Genomic DNA, 18,907 nt, shown 5'->3' with positions numbered 1-18,907 from the left:
TTTATTTAGTGTCGAGACCGGATTATCTCCTAGTGGCTACGGACGACGGACCATAGCTTCGGGACTACGGGCCGCGGTGCCAACCGGATCTCTGAAACGGTACTGGGAGCGGGCGTTCCCTCAAAGATCGGGGATCACACGGTGACCGAACAGGTCGACGGCCTCCATGACGTCCTCGTGGTCCGTCGTCGGCGTCGCGAGCCGCAACACCGCATGATCGACGCCGAAGGCCTCACGGTACCGTTCGATCTGGGCTGCACACTCAGACGGCGTCCCGTAAACGAACAGATCCTGCGCGAACTCGTCTATGTCGCCCTCGAGCGCGCTTACCCATGCCTCCGGAACCGTCGACCCCTTCGCCCGGTACGATTCGACCAGTTTCGTCAGCAGGGTGCGAAGCTTCTCACGAGCGACGTCGCCGTCCTCGTCGATACAGGCGATTCGGAGCAGCGGAACCGAACTGTTCGAGCCGTCGGCATCGTCTATGAACGATTCGTACGTCGCATACTTCTCCTCAAGAGCGTCGAACGGTTCGCGCCAAGACGGCAGCCAGGCATCCCCCAAACGCGCGGCCCGCTTCAGTGCAGGCGTCGATCCGCCGCCGACCCAGATCGGCGGTCGCGGATCGCGGACAGACTCGGGTGTGAGGTCGAACTCTTCGAACGACACGAACCGGCCGTCGTAGGACGATGGTCCGGGTTCCCATAGTTCGTTGAGTGCGCACAGGTGGTCGGTCATGCGCGGGCCGCGCGATTCGAAGTTGTACCCAAGATTCTCCATCTCGTCGCGACGCCAACCGGTTCCGACGCCAAGGATAAAGCGACCGTCCGAGACGACATCGACGAGATTCGCCGCGCCTGCGAGCGAGACCGGGTTCGTCTGTGGGAGGATCGTGACGCCGGTTCCGAATTCGATTTTGTCCGTCGCGGCTGCAAATCCGGCAAGTGCGATATAGGAATTCGGCCACTTCGCGCCCCAGCCGTGGTGTTCGGCGACCCATGCCGAGTCGAAGCCGAGCTCCTCGGCATGTTTGACCTCTGTCAGTGCCTCGTCGAACCGCTGCCCGCCTTCCGTACATCTGAATCCGATTTTCATGCGTGTACTTTCCAGTGCGTTCACCCACTGGACCTCCGCTCAAATGTACAGCTACACTGATGGAAAAGGTACCGGCGCTCGCGGACTGGCCGAAACCGCGTTGCTGTCCCGGTCAGACAGTAGAACTGTGACGCTGCCCGTCTGTACCCCGTTATCGCAGTAATGCGTTGTGACCGTCTCCAGAGTCGAGTATCGCTCCGAAGCGTCGCGATCTCCTCGTCACCAATCCACAGGAGGACTTATGAGGTGAAATCTCGACTACCCGTACGAAATGAGCGCCGAAAATGCGGATTGTAGCGGAGCCGAGAGCATCGAGCGCATCGGACTTATCGGGTACGGTGAGGCCGGTCAACTGCTCGCTCGAGCGTTTGTCGAAACTAACATCGACGTCACCGTACTGACTCGATCTCCGGATCGCCTTCGCGAGCGACTCTCTGACTCGCCGATCGCCGTCGCCGACTCCTACGCGTCGCTCGCGGCGGAGACGGAGCTCGTCTGTTCCTGCGTCTGGCCGGCGACGGCCGCTGACGTCGCTGCGAAGACCGCTCCGGGGCTCGTGCCGGGACAGCCGTTCCTCGATTTCAACTCGGTGTCGCCGGCGACGACCGAACAGATCGTCGACAAGATCGAGACGGCCGGCGGCACGCCGCTCAAGGCGACCATCATGGGCTCTGCCGCGGCGGGTCGCGACAGCGTCCGACTGGTCATCGGGGGGCCGGATCGCGCCAATACCGTCGCCGCCCTTCGAACGGTCGGATTCACGGTCCAGGATGTCGGCGCGGATCCGATGCACCCGGCGCTGCTCAAGATGTTCCGGAGCACGTTCACTAAGGGGATGCGCGAACTCGTTGCCGAAACGCTCGCTCCGGCCGTCGCGTACGGCGTCCACGAGGACGTTCTCGACGACCTGAACGGACTCTTCGATGAGCGATCAGTTGAGGAGTGGATGCGAACCGCGCTCGAGAATACCCCGGAACACGCGCAACGCCGACTGGGTGAACTACGTGAAGTGCGGCAGACGACTGCGGACGCCGGGTATCGAGCGCCGATCATCGACGAGACGATTGCCCTCCACGAGGAGTTACTGAACTCGTCCGACGACGACTACGTCGCCGTGCTGGAGGCGCTCAAGGGACATCTTTCCGACGACTCGTCGTGAGGCGAGTCGTGGCGGTCGAGCGGGGCTACATCCCACGCATACGATAGCGATCAACACAAACTATAAGGTAGTTCCTGCTAATCGTTATTTCACGGTGATGTGATGTCTGAGAGCAATTCACGCAATTTAAGTCAGAGAATCACGGCAGAGCACATACTTCTGATAGGGCTCCTCGTCGTTTCCGCCTACATGTTCGTTGAGGCCGCCGAGTTCCGCGATCCGTCGGGGATGTTTCCGCGATTTATCGCTTCGATCACGTTCCTTGGAGCACTGGTGCTCCTCCTTGAGCCGTTTCTCCCCGCTCCGCTGCGAGCGGTCGTGAGCGAGTCTGGAGACATGTTCGACTCCTACGAGGAGGAAATCGAGGAGGTCGAAGCGGAGACCGAGGAGATGGACGACATGACGACCGACAGAGAACCGACAGTCGACTCCAAGGAGGAGTCTGATAACGAAATGAGCGCCGAAGCGGTGACGGGAGCGACGGACGAGCGACAGTTCGAGTCGCACTCAATCCTCCCGTCGCCGCGAACTGCGCTGGAAAACAAGCGATTCGTACTCTCCGTGATGACGGCTGGATACGTAGTGCTGTGTTATTTCATCAGCTTCCTCTTCGCCTCACCGGTGTTCGTGTTCGCTTATTCGTACTGGGTGGACCACAACTGGTACATCACGGTCGGATTGACGGCGGGCGCGTTTGGGATCGTGTACGGCTTCATGGGACTGCTCAATGTACAACTCAATTCGGGGGTGTTGGTGGGCTGACCCATGTTAGACGCACTATCCGAAGCGATCAGCATCATCCTGACCGGTGAACCGCTACTCTGGTTGACGGTCGGAATCCTCATCGGAATATTCGTTGGATCACTCCCTGGCATCGGCGCCTCGCTCGGGATGGCGCTCATCCTTCCGCTCACGCTTCCGCTCGACGGGGTAAACGCTATCATTCTGCTCGTGAGTATCTACAGTGGCGGGATGTACGGCGGGAGCATTGCAGCGATTCTTCTCAACGCGCCCGGGACGTCAGCAGCAGCGGCGACGACGCTCGACGGGTACCCGCTCTCGCGACAGGGACAGGCGATCACCGCGCTCGCGATGTCCGCTGTCGCGTCGACGCTCGGCGGATTTATTACGATCGTGCTGTTGATCCTTATCTCGCCCTTCCTCGTCAGAATGGTGCTACTGTTTGGGTCACCCCAGTACTTCCTCATCGCGCTTCTCGGCATCGCAATGATCGCGATCGTGGCCCGCGGATCACTCGTCAGGGGTGTCGTTTCTGGGATGTTCGGACTGCTTATCGCCACAATCGGGATGGCACCGATGATCCCTCAGCAGCGATTCACGTTCGGGGATCCGGCGCTGTTCGACGGTATTAGTTTTGTCGCCGCACTGATCGGCCTATTCGCTATTGCCGAGATGATCAACCTGGCAGGAGAGGAGGGCGGCGTCGCACAGACAGATATGGAGATTACCGGTTCGATCCGTAGCGGAATCAGTTCCGTTCTCACGAAACCATATCTACTCGCGAAATCGAGTCTCATCGGCATGGGAATCGGTTCGGTTCCCGGTGCTGGGTCGACGGTGTCGACGTTCGTCTCGTACGCGGAAGCGCTGCGTTCGTCGAACGATCCGGACTCATTCGGCGCCGGCAACCACGAGGGACTGATCGCAGCGGAATCCGCGAACAACGCGACGATTCCTGGATCGCTCATCCCGACATTCTCGTTCGGGATCCCCGGCAGCGGTTCGACCGCCGTGTTGCTCGGCGGTCTCATCATGCACGGTCTCCAACCGGGTCCGAACCTCTTCTCGTCCGACCTCCAGATCACCTACGCGGTGTTCATCGCGCTGTTCCTCGGGAACTTCGTCATTCTGTTCGTCGGACTAACGTTCATTAGCCGGATGGGGGTCCTGACAAAGATCGATACAGACATCATCATCCCTATGATTGTCGTTCTCGCCGTCGTTGGTGGATTCCTGCTCCGAGTCAACTGGATTGACGTGCTGACGGTGTTCGGTCTCGGCATCATCGGCTACTACATGAAGCGGTACAACTATTCGGTCATCGCGTTCGTCCTCGGGATCGTCCTCGGACCGATCGCTGAGGAGAACTTCGCCCGATCGCTCACCCTGTCCGACGGTTCGTTGATGATCTTCGTGAACGATCCCCTCTCGCTGATCATCGTGATCGCGATCGTCGCGCTGACGATCGGTCCGGCGATTCGCGGCGTGTTCAAAAAGCAACTGGGATAACCTCTCGGCTGCCGTTTTTCCCTCCAGTGATTTCTCCGGCCGTCGTACTCGCCAGTTACTGGGCTGGTCAGCGACGGTTTCGTTCGAACGGATCCCAACGGCGATGGAGCCGGGTCTCGCGGGTATCGATGCCGGTGAGTGGTATTTGATATCGATCCCCGTAATTTATGAAAGCTCACGTCAGAACTGACGATGATGGCAGCAACGCACGTGACGTCGATACCGGTACGGTTTCAGGACATCGATGCGATGGGACACGTCAACAACAGCGAATATCCGACCTTCCTCGCGGAGGCGAGGGCAGGATACTACGAGGAGGTGCTGGAGTACGACCTCCGGGCAGCAGACACGGTCGTCGTGCACATGACGATTGATTACAGTGCCGAGATCACCCGCGGCGACATCGTCGATATCGAGGTCGCGGTGACCGACCTCGGGACCTCGAGTCTCACCATGGAGTACACGCTCCGCGTCGACGGCGATATCGTCTCGACGGCCAAGACGGTTCAGGTGATATATGATAACGAGAGCGGATCGTCCCGTCCGATCCCGACCGACTGGCGGCAGCGGATCGAAGCCAACGAGGGGATCAGCAGTGCCTGAGAAATCCATGGCGGAACTCGAGTCGCTGGTCGGCGAACGTCGGCAGACAGTCACCGATCTCACCGTGGAAGCGGGGAAGGTCGCCGAGTTTGCACGGGCGATCGAGAGTCAGAACGAGATGTTCTACGACGGTGAAGCCGCGCGAGAGGCTGGGTACGACGATGTCCCCGCGCCGCTTACGTTCACACGGGTCGCGTACTTCCCTCGGTACCGCGTCGGCAACGATGGGTCCTCGTTCGGATTTAATCTCGGCTTCGACCCCGAACGCACCGTCCATGGCGAACAGGAGTACGAGTACAGCCGCCCTGTGACCGTCGGCGACACGCTCGACGGGACGACGGAACTGGTCGACGTGTATCAGAAGCCCGGCACCGACGGGACGCTTACTTTTGCCGTCCTCGAGACGACGTACACCGACGCGGACGGCGAAGTCGTGGTCATCGAACGACGGACGCGCATCGAACGGGAGGCGGCCGATTCGCAATGAATCTCGATCCGGACACGCTCTCGGTCGGGGACAAGTTGCCGACGTTCTGCGTCGACGACCTCGATCGGACGCAGATCGTCCGCTATCTCGGGGCTAGCGGCGATTTCAATCCCCTCCACCACGACGACGAGTTTTCCAGAACGGCCGGCCAGGACGGCGTGATTGTGCCGGGAATGCTCGTTGCTGGCTTCGCGTCGGCGGCAGTGACGGACTGGGTGCCTATCGACGTAGTCGACCGGTTTCGGACCCGGTTCGTCGGAACGGTTCGGCCTGGCGACTCGCTGCGCGTCAGCGGAACGGTTGCGGAGGTCGAGACGGATCGAACGGGCAACACGACGACGGCGGAGATATCAATAACTATTGATACTGCCGACGGTGCGACGATCCTAGAGGGAGATGCAACGATCAGCCCATAACCCATAGTACATCATCAATGATCGTCTACACAACATATGGATCTCGATCTCGACGGATGTAGTGTCTTCATCACGGCGGCGAGCAAAGGGCTCGGCCTCGCAGTCGCGACCCGGATGGTCGACGAGGGTGCGAGCGTCGTCATCACCTCTCGGAGTGAGGAAAACCTGAAGGCGGCCGAAGAACGCGTCCTCGATGAGACGGGCGCCGACCCGGATACGATCGACTGGGTCGTCTGCGACCTCAAGGACGAACGGTCGATCCGGTCCGCGACGCAGACGGCCGTCGATCGGCTCGGGACGCTCGACGCACTGATTACGAACCACGTTGCGCCGCCGTCGTCAACGTTTGCCGAGGCGAGCATCGACGAGTTCGACGCCGCATACGAGTCAGTCTTGCGCTGTACCCTCCTGCTCTGCCAGGAGGCGCTTCCCGCGTTGCGAGACGGCGGTGGGTCGATCACGCACCTCGTCGCCGTCTCCTCGCTCGAACCGACCTCGAACGGGGCGCTTGGCCACGTGTTTCGGCCGGGAATCTACGGCCTTTCGAAAGTACAGGCCAACGAGCTCGGCGAGGAGGGAATCAGAGTGAATTGCGTCGCCCCACGCGGCGTCGTCACGGATCGGATCCGAACGAAAGTTGAGCAATTGACTGACCGAGAAGGGATCGCCGAGAGCGAGGCCTGGGACCGGCGCGAGGCAGAGTTGCCGGTTGATGAACTGGGATCGACGGAAGAGTTCGCCCGTGCCGCAGCGTTCGTCGCCTCGCCGGCCGCGAGCTACGTCACCGGCTCCGTTATCCCGGTCGACGGCGGCTGGCACAGTCGCATCACGTAGCGGCAAGCAGGGCGTCTCGCTGCGGCGGATCGCCGCGCCGGTTCACGCCTCTTCATTGTGGACCGACACGACCGGTCGGGACGTGTTAAGCAGCACCGATTGTGTGACACTGCCGAAGAGCGCTTTGCCGACCGGCGAGCGACTCCGGCCGCCGAGGACGATGTGCGATGCGTCGTTCCGGTCGGCGTAGTCGATGATCTCCTCGGCCGGCTCCCCGACGAGCCCGACAGGGGTCCCCTCAACGCCAATTCGCTCGAGCGCCTCTGACGCGATCGTTTCCCCCATCCCTCGCACCTCATCGAGTGGCACCGTCTCCCCCTCGTCTTCGACTTGACCACGTTCCAACTCGATGAACGTAGATCGGTCTAGCGCGTGAACGACGTGTAGCGGCGCTCCGAACGCATCCGCAAGTCGGCGTCCCTCTCTAACCACGTCGTCGTTCGGTTCAGTTTGATCTACGGCAGCAATAATGACCATTGTACTCCTATATCGAAACTCCAGCCTATTAATGATATGCCGTGGACCGATCACGAGACGGCCGGTTACTGAACGTTCGTCCCGTTTCCTGTGTTCGGGATCGCCCGTATCAGAACATACAACTGCGACTCGGGTATTGTACTCATCGTGTCATGGTTCAGTTATAGCATGGAGATACAGACACGATACGAGATATTGAAGGCATGGGTCACGTCAACACATTGTCTATGCCAGCTATCTCAGGGCAGCCTGGCAAGGGTACTACCGGGACGTGATCGGACGGCGAATCGGCGAGGTCGACACCGTAATCGTCGAACTCCACCTCGAATACAAGACACCGATCAAACCGGACCAGCGCGTTGAGGTGGCGGTCCGGACGACGGGTTGGGCGAGTTGAGCATTACGAAGGCGTACGAGATACGCGCCGACGGCGACGTCGCCGCAACGGCCAGGACGACTCAGGTCGTCATCGACGGTGAGACCAGTTCGGCCGCGTCGATTCCCGACAAGTGGCGACGATGGATCAAGGAGAACCGGGACTCGGTCGATTGACGATATCGGAGCCGCGGTACCGAGACTGATACCTGCCGCTGGCGTCCCGTCGAAGGTCGCCGCCGCACTACGATACGACGCCGGAGACCTCGAATCTTGACCGTTGGAGGTTCCCGATGAGGCCCGGGTGGCGTCTCCTCGTCACGTTGACCTCAACCGCATTACTTATTCGTCCGTCCGTCAGTAATAGGTGCGTGCGAGACTTTTCCAATCATGCGACCGTCCGACCGGCCGACCACGACATCGTGATCACTGATATCGAGACCTGCGTCGTCGAAGGGAACTTCGAGTGGAATCTCGTCAAGGTCCACACCGACGCCGGCGTCACGGGGATCGGAGAGGCCTACCGGGGCGGGGGGATCGACGAACTGATCGCGTACACGAAGCGGTTCCTCGTCGGCGAGAATCCGCTTGATGTCGAGCGACTCTTCCGGCGCATCGTCCAGGAAATGTCCGGTCATGGTGGGACGACTGGGAAGGTCGTCACCGCGGCCTCGGGCATCGAGATCGCGCTCTGGGACCTCGCCGGCAAGGTTTACGGGCTGCCGGTCTACCAACTGCTTGGCAGCAAGTACCGCGACCGGATCCGAATCTACTGCGACTGCCACGCCGGCGAGGCGTACGCTGTCGACGATGGCTTCACGGAGTATGCAGGTGTCGATGCATACCAGCCCGAGGCGTACGCCGAGACGGCCGCAGAGGTCGTCAACTCGGGGTTCACGGCAATCAAGTTCGACCTCGACATGGCGTCGGACAACGAACCCGATCCGTACAACGGCCGCCTCGACAACGCCGCGATCGAACGTAAGCGCAAGATCGTCGCGGCCGTTCGCGACGCCGTCGGCGACGATGTTGATCTGGCCTTCGACTGCCACTGGGACTACTCGGTCGAGAGCGGAAAGCGCCTTGCTCGAGCCCTCGAACCGTACGATCTCATGTGGCTCGAGGATGTCGTTCCGCCCGAGGAGACGAGCGCCCAGCGCGAACTCGCTAGGTCGACCTCGACGCCGCTCGCGACGGGTGAAAACCGCTTCCGTGTCCACGAACTGTCCGAACTGCTCTACGAGCACGCCGTCGACATCGTCACGCCCGACCCGACGACCTGCGGCGGCCTCGCGGAGTCAAAACGAATCGCCGACCGGGCTGAGGAGAACTACATCCCGATGTCGCCGCACAACGTCTGTAGCCCTGTCGGTACGATCGCCTGTGTCCATCTCTGTGCGGCGATCCCGAACGCGGACGTGCTCGAGTACCACGCCCTGGAGGTCGACTGGTGGGACGACCTGCTTGTCCGGGGCGGGCCGCTGATCGCGGACGGCCACATCGAGGTCCCGACGGAACCGGGGCTCGGGATCGAACTCAACGAGGACGTCGTGGAAGAACATACGCTCGGCGACGATGTCGGATTCTCCTCGTAGCCGGAACTGAAGCAGGCCGTGTCTCGGTACCCCGATCACCGAACGGAGCGTCCGACGCGGCTACTGGTTCGGAATCCGCGTACAGAGCGCGATCGCGACGGCCGCCACGATGGCGAGCAACAGGAACGCCTCGTCGAAGAACCCGCGATCCGCGAGCGCGCCCATAATGACCGGGCTCCCGGCGCCGGCCGTCATGTAGATCGTCCGCAGGGTTCCCAGACCGGTGCCCTGCACCGACTCCGGCAGCGCGGTGGTGAGGTAGCTCAGCGTGATCGTCCCGTAGCCGAGGATGCTGCTCAGGAACACCGTTGCGATCACGATCGACCAGAACCCCTCGAACAGCGGGAGGAGTCCGACGGTCACCGTGAACACGCCCATCACGATCGGATACGATCGCTTGAGGCCGAACCGGTCGTACACCGACCCGACGACGGGCTTGATGACGACTCCCAGCCCGAAGAACGCGCCGAACAGGAGAGTGGCGACCGAGGGTGATATCCCCTTGACGTTGATCAGGTAGGTGGGGTAGAACCCGGTGAACCCTTGCCAGGCGACGTAGCCTAGCAACTGCAGCATCGTGACGAGGACGATCGATGAGCGACTGAGCGCTGCGAAGACCTCCCGGAACGCGTCGAGCGAGAGTTCGTCGATCGCGTTCGAGCCCGCCGACGTCCGCTTCGGAACGGACATCCACAGCAAGGCGGCCACGACCGTGAACAGCGGCACGGTGAGACCGAAGCCGTACTGCCAGGCCAGTGCGCCCGCGACGAGTCCCGCGGCCGGCGGGAGGAGCGCGTTACCGAGATCGCCGGCGGCCATGGTTAGTCCGATCGCTGCCCCCTCGTTGTCGGGGAACACATGCGAGAGCGTGGTGAACCGAGCGACGCCATAGAGTGCGGTACCGGCACCGAACGCTGCTGTCGCGGCGAACAGCACGAGGACGGAATCGGCCGCCGCGACCAGCGCAATCGTCACGGCCGAGATGGCTGTACTCAGGACGAGGATGTTCCGCTCACCGATCCGATCGGAAAGGATCCCACCAGGGAGCTGCCCGAGCGCGTACGCGACCCAGAGGACGCTCAACAGGAGCCCCGCCGTCGTGAGATCGATACTGTAGGCAGACTGCAGCGACGGGAGCAACACCGGATAGACGAATCGAAGACCGATAGAAAGGAACCACCCCGCGGCGACGGCGAACAGGATCTTGCCTTTTCCATCGGTCCAGATCGCTTTCGCGTTGCTGCCGACTTCGGCGAACGATTGCACACTCCGTTGTACTCGGTTCGCCCCTATTGTCTCCGTGGTGGAGATCAATTTTGCCGTGAACCTATCAAAGGGGTCGGGTTACCGCCGTCGCACCGCGGCGATCCGCTCCGACTTGAGTTGCGACTGCCGCGGCGGGTGACGGTGCTGTCGAGTCGTCAGCGCCTCGATAAGGAGAAAAAAGTACCTATCCTTTTGGCCGTTTCTCGCCCTCGACTAGGCGTAACTGCCTCGAGTTTAGGGCCGTTCCCGGCCGGACGCGTGTGAGATCGACTAGTCGTGACTGTGACCATGCCCGTTTCCATGTCCGTGACCGATATCCGGCGCCTCCATGATCTCGTCACATTCGACGTTCGTGTATCCGGAGTGGAAAAGTTCGATCTCCTCGTCCTCGACATCAAACGCGTGGCGCTCGATACAGCCGACATCGGCGCCGAGGAGGTGAACGCTCACGCTCGGCTCGTCGGACGTTGTCGTCACCGAGTGGATGTCGTTGTTTGGCGGCGCGAGTTCGTAGTAGTCTCCCCGCTCCATGTGTTCAGTCCGGAGGTGCTCGAGTTCGGCCTCACCCACATCGTTCTTGCCATCGCCGACGCGCTGGTAGAACTCCTCGCGCTGCATGCCGCCGTAAATGCCGACTAAGCCCCACGCTAGGTGGTCGTGGACCGGCGTCGAGGCACCAGGTGGCAGGACGAGCGTGAACAGTGCAAGCTTGTTTCCGTCACGGTACAGCAGCCACTGGGCGATGTCGTCGCCCATGTTCCCCATGTCGTCATCTTCGTCAGTACAGAGCTGCTGATACTTCTCGTCAAGCCAGCCGTTGTCCGCGAGGAGTTCCTCGAACGGTGCTTCCAGGGCCGCGAGCAGGTCCGTGATCTCTTCGTACTCCTCGGCAGTCGTCTGTACGACATCGATGAACGACTGCATCCGGTCGTCATCGTGGATGTACTCTTCCGTGTCCAAATCGAACGTTGCCATTGGTACGTCTCACTACTTACACCTCATTAACAGTAGCGGTGTGATAGCACCTGTCACCGGTCAGCGGCGACCGATCCGATCGGGAATCCATTCAAGCAGCGAGTTGCACCGCAGCGCCGAAAGTCGACACGAATATTATGCGGTAGCCTGTCAGTCGGTCCGTGAACGTCTTCGGCAGGTCCAACCTCGAGGCGACATCGGTACTGGGGCTCACCGGTGCAGCCGCGATCCTCGTAATCGGCGCATTCGTCCCCGTCTCCGCAACGGTCCAGCCCGATGTCCAGCTCGCCTTTTCCGTGTTCCTCGCGACGGTGCTCCTGTGGATTACGAAACCGGTTCCGTACACGATCTCGAGCATCCTCTGCGTGATCCTGCTCTACACACTCGGCGTGGCACCGACGTTCGAGGCGGCGACGGTCGGATTCGCGTCGAACCTCGTGTTCTTCATGGTCTTGCTCCTGCTCATCGGCAAGAGCGTCGCGAAGGTCGATCTCGACGAGTGGGTCGCCACCCTCCTCGTCTCCCCCGAGAGCACGCCGAAGAGCTCCATCCGCCGGCTCGCCGCCACGATCCTCCTCCTCGCGTTCATCATGCCCTCCGGCACCGCTCGAACAGCGACGTTTTTTCCGATTGTCGACCGGGTCAACGAACTGTACAACATCGATAACGACAGTCAGTTCCGCCGGTTGGCCTACTACGTCATCGGCCACCTCAACCCCGTCGGGTCGCTGGCACTGATGACCGGCGGCGGAATGGCGATCGCGGCGTCGGCGCTGACCAGTTCGATCGTCCGGCCAATCACCTGGGTCGAGTGGGCGCTGTATATGACGCCGCCGATTATCCTCCTGTTCACGATCGGGATCGCCGCCGCGAGCTTCGTCTACGACGTTGACGACGATCGCGACCTCCAGACGCGCGAAGTACGCACCGACGGATCGATCGACGGTATCGACGGCATTGACGGTGCTCCCGAATCGTTGACCCGCGATCAGTTGATCGTCGTCGGGACGCTTCTCACCGCAACCTGTTTCTGGATTGTCGGCTCGTTCGTAGGGATATCCACGATCATCCCCGGCATGTTCGTCGTCCTTGTGTTTTCGCTGCCGGGCGTCCGCATCGTCACCGCCAAAGAAGTCCGGTCAATTAACTGGGGAATTATTTTCCTTATCGGGACAATGCTCTCGCTTCTCGAGGTCATGCAGGACCTGAACGCGTTCGACTTCCTAATCTCCGGACTCGCGTCCGTGCTTCCGCTCGGTGCACCGACGGCGGTTGTGCTCCTCATGCTATTTTTCGTCGCGATATTCGTTCGGACTGCGTTCTCTTCGGTCTCCGCCGCGTTCCTCGTGATGTTTCCCATCCTCCTCGAGTTCGCCACGCTGCTCGAGGTGAACCAGCTGTACCTCTCCTTCGGACTGGCGATTCTGCTGATGTCGACCACGCTACTCCCGTTCAACAACGCCACCGTCTTGATCTCGTACGAACAGGGACCGCTGACGATGAGGGAAGTCACCGCGCTCGGGCTGCTCACGCTGGCGTTCGCGTTCGTCATCGTAGCACTCAGCTGGACGCTGTACTGGCCCTTTGTCGACGCTGTCTCGCCACTGTAGCGGCGACGTCGGGAGCCAACGGTGATCGAACCGTCGGGGTAACTGTGGTGTGTCGTTGTCGGGCCGCAGCTCGAACGTGTTCAGTACACACGCGAGCATTGCGTAATTCCCTATCGTCGCCGTCAGTTCGACGAGTTGCAATCGGCCACCGCCCGATAGGTGTCCGCAGCGATACCGCACTTTCGAAACAGCTCACGACCGTATTCGACTACCGTTGCCTCGTCCTTAGTGAGGCCGGCAGCGGACTCGTCCGTCCTGATCGCGTCGATTGCCGCCTCTCGCTCCTCCGCGCGAAGGTCTGTGCGTGGCCCACTCGTAGGCGCAGTCGAACTCGCGGGCGACCGTCAGAACCGCGAGTTCCCGATTGGTCCCGTCGAACTGGCTTTCGTACGGAGGTACGCGCCCAGTTCGCCCGTCCGCCCGGTCATCTCTGGGCTTCGCAGCAGTACTTGAAACGGGCCGCGAACGCCACCGCGGCTCTCCTCGATCGCATCGAAATGCGTCGGGTCTTCGGGCGACAGTTGATCGCGTGACGACACGCTCGCGATTCGCGCTGACTTGTCGTCGCTCATATGGTTCGGTAGACCGACCCAAACCCTACCACTTCGCCCGTTCGTATCGCCCGTCAGACCACTGCCGTCGCGAATCGATCCGATCGTTCGCACGCCCAACGATCCGATGGGGCTCGACCTCTGGCTCAACGACGGATCGTGCGGCCGACGGTGCACGTCAGCCCCTTCGAGCGGCACCGTACCGTCGCAGTTCAGTCGTTGCCCCAGTCGCCGCTCGTCCCGACGCGCTCGCCGTCCTCCCAGACGTAGTAGCCCTCGCCGGTCTTCTTGCCGAGCTTGCCGGCCCGGACTTTCCGCCGGAGCGACTGCGGCGGCCTGAACCGCTCGCCGAGTTCCTCCCGGAGGTACTCGGCGATGTCGAGCCGGACATCGAGCCCGATGTGATCAGTCAGTTCGATCGGTCCCATTGGATGGCCGTAGCCGAGCGCCATCCCCTCGTCGATGTCCGCGGGGCTGGCGACGCCCTGCTCGACCATCCGGATTGCCTCGAGTCCCAGCGCGAGTCCCAAGCGGGACGTGGCGAACCCGGCGGTGTCGCGGACGACGACGTCCTCCTTCTCGATGCCCCGTACGTAGTCGATCGCGAACTCCTCGGTGCGCTCGTCGGTCTGCTCGGCGACGACGATCTCGACGAGGCCCATGATGTGCGGCGGGTTGAAGAAATGTAGTCCGATTGCCCGATCCGGGTGCTCGAGCACGCTGGCCAGCTCCGTCACAGACAGCGAGGAGGTGTTTGAGGCGATAATGGCGTCCTCGCTCGCGGCGTCCTCGACGTCCGCGAACACGGCCCGCTTCAGGTCCATCTCCTCGGGGACGGCCTCGACGACGAGGTCGGCGTCGCCGACCGCTGCCTCGAGGTCGGTCGTGCCCTCGATACGCTCGAGCGTCGCTGCCATCTCTTCTTCGGTGAGCTTGTCCCGGTCGACGCCGCCCTGCAGGTTCTCGTGGATCCCCTCTAGACCGTCCTCAACGCAGTCCCTCTCGACGTCTCGGAGGACGACGTCGTGGCCCGCCGCGGCGGAGACCTGCGCGATCCCGTGGCCCATACTCCCGGCTCCGAGTACTGCGATTCGCATGTGGTATCGCATCTCAAGCGCAGTGAAAAAGATTCCTATCCGACGAACGCGATCGGGTGTATTCGGCGGATCCACGCAAAAACCGGATGTCTCGATGCGCTCACGGAACACAATCGCGGCCGACTGGCGACGGTTCGATGTCGCGTCCCAGAGTCGCCGCTACTGGCTATCGCGGGCGGATCTTGAACCCGTATCGCGTCACGCCCTCCTGCGTGTAGATGCGACGGATCGTCGTCTCGACGCGGTCGCCGACCGCGAACCCCTCGGGTGCCACGTCGGTTCCCATCGCCACGATGCTGACGGCGTCGTCGCCGCGTGCCGACTCAAGCGCCACGATCGCCGCGGCGTAGTCGCCCGAACGGGCCTGCTGGTCAGCGAATTCCGGTGGGGCGCCGCCCTGCGAGATAGTCGTGACGGCCTCGACCGTTCCCTCGCCAGAGAGGGCAGCGGGTTCGTACTCGGCGAGCGCCCCGCAGTCGTCACACGCGCCTTCCGGCGGGAACGAGAGCGCGCCGCACTCCGAACAGCGACCGGCCTCGAGCCGGTAGCGCTGCGGGAGCGAGCGCTTCCACGAGGGGACGCTGACGTAGGCACCCCCGCCCGACGGCGGGCCGGTCGTGACGATGCCGCGCTGGCGCAGGTACTCCGCGTAGGAAAGCGTCTCGTCGCCCTCAAGGGCGATCTCTGCGGGAACCTCGCCGTCGGCCTCGACGACAAGCGCGTCCGCGCCCGCGCCGCTGCCGTGGGAAACCGCGAGGATCGATTCGTACCCGTCCTCGAGCGCGCTGGCCAGCGAGACGGAGATGCTTGCGGCGCCCAGATCGCCCAGTTCGTGGACCGTCGCGGCGGCCTGGATATCGTCGCTGTCGACGCCAGCGGCGCCCGCGGCGCGGTAGGGCAGTTTCCCGTCGGGTGCCTGAATCGCGGCCGCCTCGGGCTCGGGTTCGACCTCGAGACCCGAGATAGCCCCGCCGATCGTCTCGGAGAATGCCTGCCGGTCGTACTGGGTGACGCCCAGCCCCCGCGTCTCGTCCTCGCCGGTGTTGCGGAACCGGGTCCCTGGATACGGCACGGAATATTCGGCGCGGTCGGTGATTTCGGCCGGGCCGTCGCGCTCGAGGACGAACGCGGCGCTGCCGGCCCCGGCGGCGTGGTCGATCCCGTTGTCGGGGTCGCCCCGCGGCGCGTCGGCGGCGACGACCAGCGCGGTGGTCGACTCGGCCTCGAGCGCGTCGAGGCCGGCCCACAGCGCGTGGGTGCCGGCGCGCGTGCTCCCGGTAAACACCTGTCTGGTCGCCGACTCCGAGAGCGCGAGCATCGCGCCCAGTCGGGCGGTCGGGTCCTCCTCGGCCTCCGGCGGTTGCGAGGACGCGAACCCGAGCCAGTCGATTTCGCCGGGGTCGGTCTCGGCTGCCTCGAGCGCGCGGGTCGCGGCCTCGTAGCCCATCGTCAGGGCGTCTTCGTCGGCCGACGGGACGGCCTTCTGGGTGATGCCGGCGGCGTGGAACTGGCCCCACGCCTCCTCGAAGGCCCCGCTACTGATGCGGAATCGCGGCGCGTACGCGCCGACGCCGGTGATCGCGCTCATGCTTCCACCTCCGATTCCTTCTCAAAAACGTGGATCACCGACGCACCGCCACTGCCGCCGACGTTGTGGGTCAGCCCGCGGGCGGGGTTCTCGACCTGTCGCTCGCCCGCCGTGCCGGTGAGCTGTTTGTAGGCCTCGACGACCTGTCCGGCACCCGTCGCGCCGATGGGGTGGCCCTTGGACTTGAGGCCGCCGGAGGTGTTGACGGGGAGGTCGCCGCCCAGTTCGGTCGCGCCGGACTCGATCAACTGACCCGCCTCGCCTTTCTCACAGAAGCCGAGATCCTCGTAGGCCAGCAATTCCGCGATGGCGAAGCAGTCGTGGACCTCCGCGAAGTCGAGGTCGTCGGGCCCCACGCCGGCCATCTCGTAGGCCGACTCGGCGGCCCGCTGGCTGGCGGGAACGCCGGTGTAGGTGTCGCGCTGGAAGAGGCCGACGTTGTCGCTGCCGGCACCGACGCCGGCGACGCGGATCGGTTCGTCGGTGTAGTCGTCGACGACGTCCTCGCTGACGATCAGCGCGCAGGCCGCGCCGTCGGAGGTCGGACAGCAGTGATAGAGGTTCAGCGGGTCGGCGACCACCGGCGCGGACTGGGCGTCCTCGAGCGAGCACTCGAATCCTAGCTGCGCGTGGGGGTTCTTGGCCCCGTTCGCGTGATTCTTCACCGCGACCCGCGAGAGGTGTTCGCGCGTGGTGCCGTACTGCTCCATGTGGACGCTGGCCATCTGGGCGTAGACGCCGGAGAAGGTGGTTCCAGAGAGGCGCTCCCACTCGGTCTCCCCGGAGACGCCGAGCCAGTACTTCGTCGCGTCCGAACTCATGTCGGACATGACCTCGAAGCCGCCCGCGAGGACGACGTCGGCCATCCCCGATTTGACCGCTTGGACCGCCTGCCGGACCGCGAAGCCGCTCGCCGCGCAGGCGTTTTCGACCCGCGTCGTCGGCACGCCATCGAGGCCCACGTGTTCGGTCACTGCCGGGCCGGAGAGCCCGAGTTGGCGACCGCCGACGCCGAGATTGCCGATGACGGCCTCGTCGATCTCGGCCGCATCGATCCCGTCTGGGACGCTTTCGACGGCTGCCTCGAACGCCGTCCGGAACAGCGATCGGTAGCTCTCGCTGGGAAAAGCTCCGTATGACGACTGTCCGGCACCGATTAAATAAGCATCGCTCATGCAGAACACATAAATTTGTACCGAAATAAATATACCGTCGGTTCGGCCGCCGTTGTGGCCCGTCAGTGAGAGTGGTTCGATTCTCCGAATCCGCGTTTTTGCGATCGGTTCGGCCCCTTTCGACCAGTTCCCAGTTACGTTCGTGAATTTACGCGCTATCGGGAGCAAGCAAACAGCTGCCCAAGAGTTCCAGAGTCCAAGTGCCGCCAAAACCGAAGCGGACGACGGCGGAACGCGTAAGGTGTATTTTGACGGAGAGTGGCGAGAAGCAACGACCTATCACCGTGATAGACTCAACCCAAGAGCGGAGTTCGAGGGACCAGTTATCATGGGAAACGACCACTCAACGATAACTCTCAACCCGGCAATGAATGCATCGATCGACGAACATGAGAACGTAACCATTGATATGAATAATTAACAAGGCATTAAACAATGTCCCAACAAACTGAATCCAAAAACGAGATCGACGCAGTGACTTTCGAAGTGCACCGAAGCGGATACGAATATACGGCTGACCGGATGAATACGGTACTACAAGGACATTATTCTCGCCGATTATGTACGAGATGGTGGATTTCTCCAACGGGCACCGTCTAGTGGTTCTTCAGCCGTGAATAGATGCATCAAAACCAGCAGACGAGAGCAGTCCTGTACTTATCGATTGGATCTGGAAGCAACACTAGTTAGCGCAGTTTGAGAAGCGAGCAGGTCATAGAGCTAGTTTGGCATGCAGCTCGCAGATCTGCTCAGCGAGTGCTACGCGGCGGATTTTGATGAATCTTGGGAGCGTGAACGGACGGCGACGCCCGTCAGGGTGTTCGCCGTCCGTCTCCACGCGACCGGTTGTTCACTTCGATAGACACAAGCGATTCTTCGCTTGATCGGCGTAGAACGCTCTCATCAAGCGATCTGGCACTGGGTACATCGGGTGGCTGACAGCATGTCAGACCCGTCGACGGCTTCGCCGACGCGGGTCGCCATTGATGAAACCGCTGTCAAGATTAACGGCGATTGGTCTTGGGTGTACGCTGCAATCGACCTAGACTCACGGTTGATTCTCGATGTCGCAGTCTTTGGACGCCGAGGCACCGATCCAGCCGCTGCGTTCCTACACAAATTGACCGAGAAACACGATCTCTCTGACACGGTGTTTCTCGCCGATGGCTACGGCGATCTGACTGCTCTCTTGATTAGGATTGAGCGGTCAGCTCGACTACGTCGAAAGGGCCGTGGTGAATCGCCAGACGGTGCTTGATTTCACTGGTTCACGGCCTGCGTGATGTTGTAAACTGCACACATCAAGACGAGTTCTCGAAATTCGCCGTACCAGGTTCGCGCACGCACGGCGTCG

The 18,907-nt window shown here is 62.1% G+C and carries 19 protein-coding genes and 2 pseudogenes; 12 read left to right on the top strand and 9 right to left on the bottom strand.

Annotated elements, in window-relative coordinates:
- Positions 1-120: 120 nt before the first annotated feature.
- Positions 121-1,095 (bottom strand): LLM class flavin-dependent oxidoreductase, encoded by a 975-nt coding sequence (locus ACJYUO_RS21195; RefSeq protein WP_494347306.1) that lies wholly within the window; start codon positions 1,093-1,095, stop codon positions 121-123.
- A gap of 271 nt (positions 1,096-1,366) precedes the next feature.
- Here ACJYUO_RS21195 and ACJYUO_RS21190 point away from each other — a divergent pair, with 271 nt between their 5' ends.
- From ACJYUO_RS21190 to ACJYUO_RS21160, 7 genes are all read left to right on the top strand, one after another.
- On the top strand, positions 1,367-2,254 hold the full coding sequence (locus tag ACJYUO_RS21190; protein WP_494347305.1) for an NAD(P)-binding domain-containing protein: 888 nt from the start codon (positions 1,367-1,369) through the stop codon (positions 2,252-2,254).
- 102 nt (positions 2,255-2,356) lie between these two features.
- Positions 2,357-3,016 (top strand): hypothetical protein, encoded by a 660-nt coding sequence (locus tag ACJYUO_RS21185; RefSeq protein WP_494347304.1) that lies wholly within the window; start codon positions 2,357-2,359, stop codon positions 3,014-3,016.
- 3 nt (positions 3,017-3,019) lie between these two features.
- Positions 3,020-4,504: a tripartite tricarboxylate transporter permease gene (locus tag ACJYUO_RS21180; RefSeq protein WP_494347303.1), complete on the top strand. Its 1,485-nt coding sequence runs from the start codon at positions 3,020-3,022 to the stop codon at positions 4,502-4,504.
- 195 nt (positions 4,505-4,699) lie between these two features.
- Positions 4,700-5,107, top strand: a complete 408-nt coding sequence (locus ACJYUO_RS21175; protein ID WP_494347302.1) for an acyl-CoA thioesterase — start codon at positions 4,700-4,702, stop codon at positions 5,105-5,107.
- Positions 5,100-5,594 carry an FAS1-like dehydratase domain-containing protein gene (locus tag ACJYUO_RS21170; protein ID WP_494347301.1) on the top strand — a complete coding sequence of 165 codons (495 nt, stop codon included), beginning with the start codon at positions 5,100-5,102 and terminating at the stop codon, positions 5,592-5,594. The genes ACJYUO_RS21175 and ACJYUO_RS21170 overlap by 8 nt, the downstream gene beginning before the upstream one ends.
- The gene (locus tag ACJYUO_RS21165; RefSeq protein WP_494347300.1) at positions 5,591-6,010 is read left to right on the top strand and encodes a MaoC family dehydratase; all 420 of its coding nucleotides are present in this window, start codon (positions 5,591-5,593) and stop codon (positions 6,008-6,010) included. Before ACJYUO_RS21170 ends, ACJYUO_RS21165 begins: the two co-directional genes overlap by 4 nt.
- A gap of 36 nt (positions 6,011-6,046) precedes the next feature.
- A complete protein-coding gene (locus ACJYUO_RS21160; protein WP_494347299.1) occupies positions 6,047-6,844 on the top strand; it encodes an SDR family oxidoreductase in 798 nt (265 codons plus the stop codon).
- Between the two features lie 42 nt (positions 6,845-6,886).
- Here ACJYUO_RS21160 and ACJYUO_RS21155 read toward each other — a convergent pair whose 3' ends face one another.
- Positions 6,887-7,321, bottom strand: coding sequence for a universal stress protein (locus ACJYUO_RS21155; RefSeq protein WP_494347298.1), 435 nt, complete (start codon positions 7,319-7,321; stop codon positions 6,887-6,889).
- A 393-nt stretch (positions 7,322-7,714) separates the two neighbouring features.
- Here ACJYUO_RS21155 and ACJYUO_RS21150 point away from each other — a divergent pair, with 393 nt between their 5' ends.
- Positions 7,715-7,873: a hypothetical protein gene (locus ACJYUO_RS21150; RefSeq protein ID WP_494347297.1), complete on the top strand. Its 159-nt coding sequence runs from the start codon at positions 7,715-7,717 to the stop codon at positions 7,871-7,873.
- Between the two features lie 194 nt (positions 7,874-8,067).
- The gene (locus tag ACJYUO_RS21145) at positions 8,068-9,291 is read left to right on the top strand and encodes a mandelate racemase/muconate lactonizing enzyme family protein (protein ID WP_494347296.1); all 1,224 of its coding nucleotides are present in this window, start codon (positions 8,068-8,070) and stop codon (positions 9,289-9,291) included.
- Positions 9,292-9,351: 60 nt separating this feature from the next.
- On the opposite strand, the gene ACJYUO_RS21140 is transcribed toward ACJYUO_RS21145, so the two are convergent.
- Positions 9,352-10,557 (bottom strand): MFS transporter, encoded by a 1,206-nt coding sequence (locus ACJYUO_RS21140; protein WP_494347295.1) that lies wholly within the window; start codon positions 10,555-10,557, stop codon positions 9,352-9,354.
- Between the two features lie 270 nt (positions 10,558-10,827).
- Positions 10,828-11,532, bottom strand: coding sequence for a cysteine dioxygenase family protein (locus ACJYUO_RS21135; protein ID WP_494347294.1), 705 nt, complete (start codon positions 11,530-11,532; stop codon positions 10,828-10,830).
- Positions 11,533-11,693: 161 nt separating this feature from the next.
- Here ACJYUO_RS21135 and ACJYUO_RS21130 point away from each other — a divergent pair, with 161 nt between their 5' ends.
- Positions 11,694-13,142 carry an SLC13 family permease gene (locus tag ACJYUO_RS21130; protein WP_494347293.1) on the top strand — a complete coding sequence of 483 codons (1,449 nt, stop codon included), beginning with the start codon at positions 11,694-11,696 and terminating at the stop codon, positions 13,140-13,142.
- Between the two features lie 344 nt (positions 13,143-13,486).
- Here the strand turns inward: ACJYUO_RS21130 and ACJYUO_RS21125 are convergent, their stop codons facing one another.
- From ACJYUO_RS21125 to ACJYUO_RS21110, 4 genes are all read right to left on the bottom strand, one after another.
- Positions 13,487-13,714 (bottom strand): hypothetical protein, encoded by a 228-nt coding sequence (locus ACJYUO_RS21125; protein WP_494347292.1) that lies wholly within the window; start codon positions 13,712-13,714, stop codon positions 13,487-13,489.
- A 191-nt stretch (positions 13,715-13,905) separates the two neighbouring features.
- A complete protein-coding gene (locus tag ACJYUO_RS21120) occupies positions 13,906-14,790 on the bottom strand; it encodes a 3-hydroxyacyl-CoA dehydrogenase family protein (RefSeq protein ID WP_494347291.1) in 885 nt (294 codons plus the stop codon).
- A 166-nt stretch (positions 14,791-14,956) separates the two neighbouring features.
- Entirely contained in the window at positions 14,957-16,378 is a 1,422-nt protein-coding gene (locus tag ACJYUO_RS21115) for a zinc ribbon domain-containing protein (protein WP_494347290.1), read from the bottom strand.
- A complete protein-coding gene (locus ACJYUO_RS21110) occupies positions 16,375-17,553 on the bottom strand; it encodes a thiolase domain-containing protein (protein ID WP_494347289.1) in 1,179 nt (392 codons plus the stop codon). Before ACJYUO_RS21110 ends, ACJYUO_RS21115 begins: the two co-directional genes overlap by 4 nt.
- Before the next feature lie 142 nt (positions 17,554-17,695).
- On the opposite strand from ACJYUO_RS21110, the gene ACJYUO_RS21105 reads away from it, so the two are divergent.
- Positions 17,696-17,974 (top strand): hypothetical protein, encoded by a 279-nt coding sequence (locus ACJYUO_RS21105; RefSeq protein WP_494347288.1) that lies wholly within the window; start codon positions 17,696-17,698, stop codon positions 17,972-17,974.
- A 309-nt stretch (positions 17,975-18,283) separates the two neighbouring features.
- Positions 18,284-18,797, top strand: a pseudogene (locus ACJYUO_RS21100) (IS6 family transposase); the annotation flags it as partial.
- A 16-nt stretch (positions 18,798-18,813) separates the two neighbouring features.
- Here ACJYUO_RS21100 and ACJYUO_RS21095 read toward each other — a convergent pair.
- A pseudogene (locus ACJYUO_RS21095) lies at positions 18,814-18,907 on the bottom strand (IS5/IS1182 family transposase); the annotation flags it as partial.

The sequence above is a fragment of the Natrinema sp. CRL1 genome (assembly GCF_059162405.1).
This window is presented reverse-complemented; position numbering and strand designations above follow the sequence as displayed.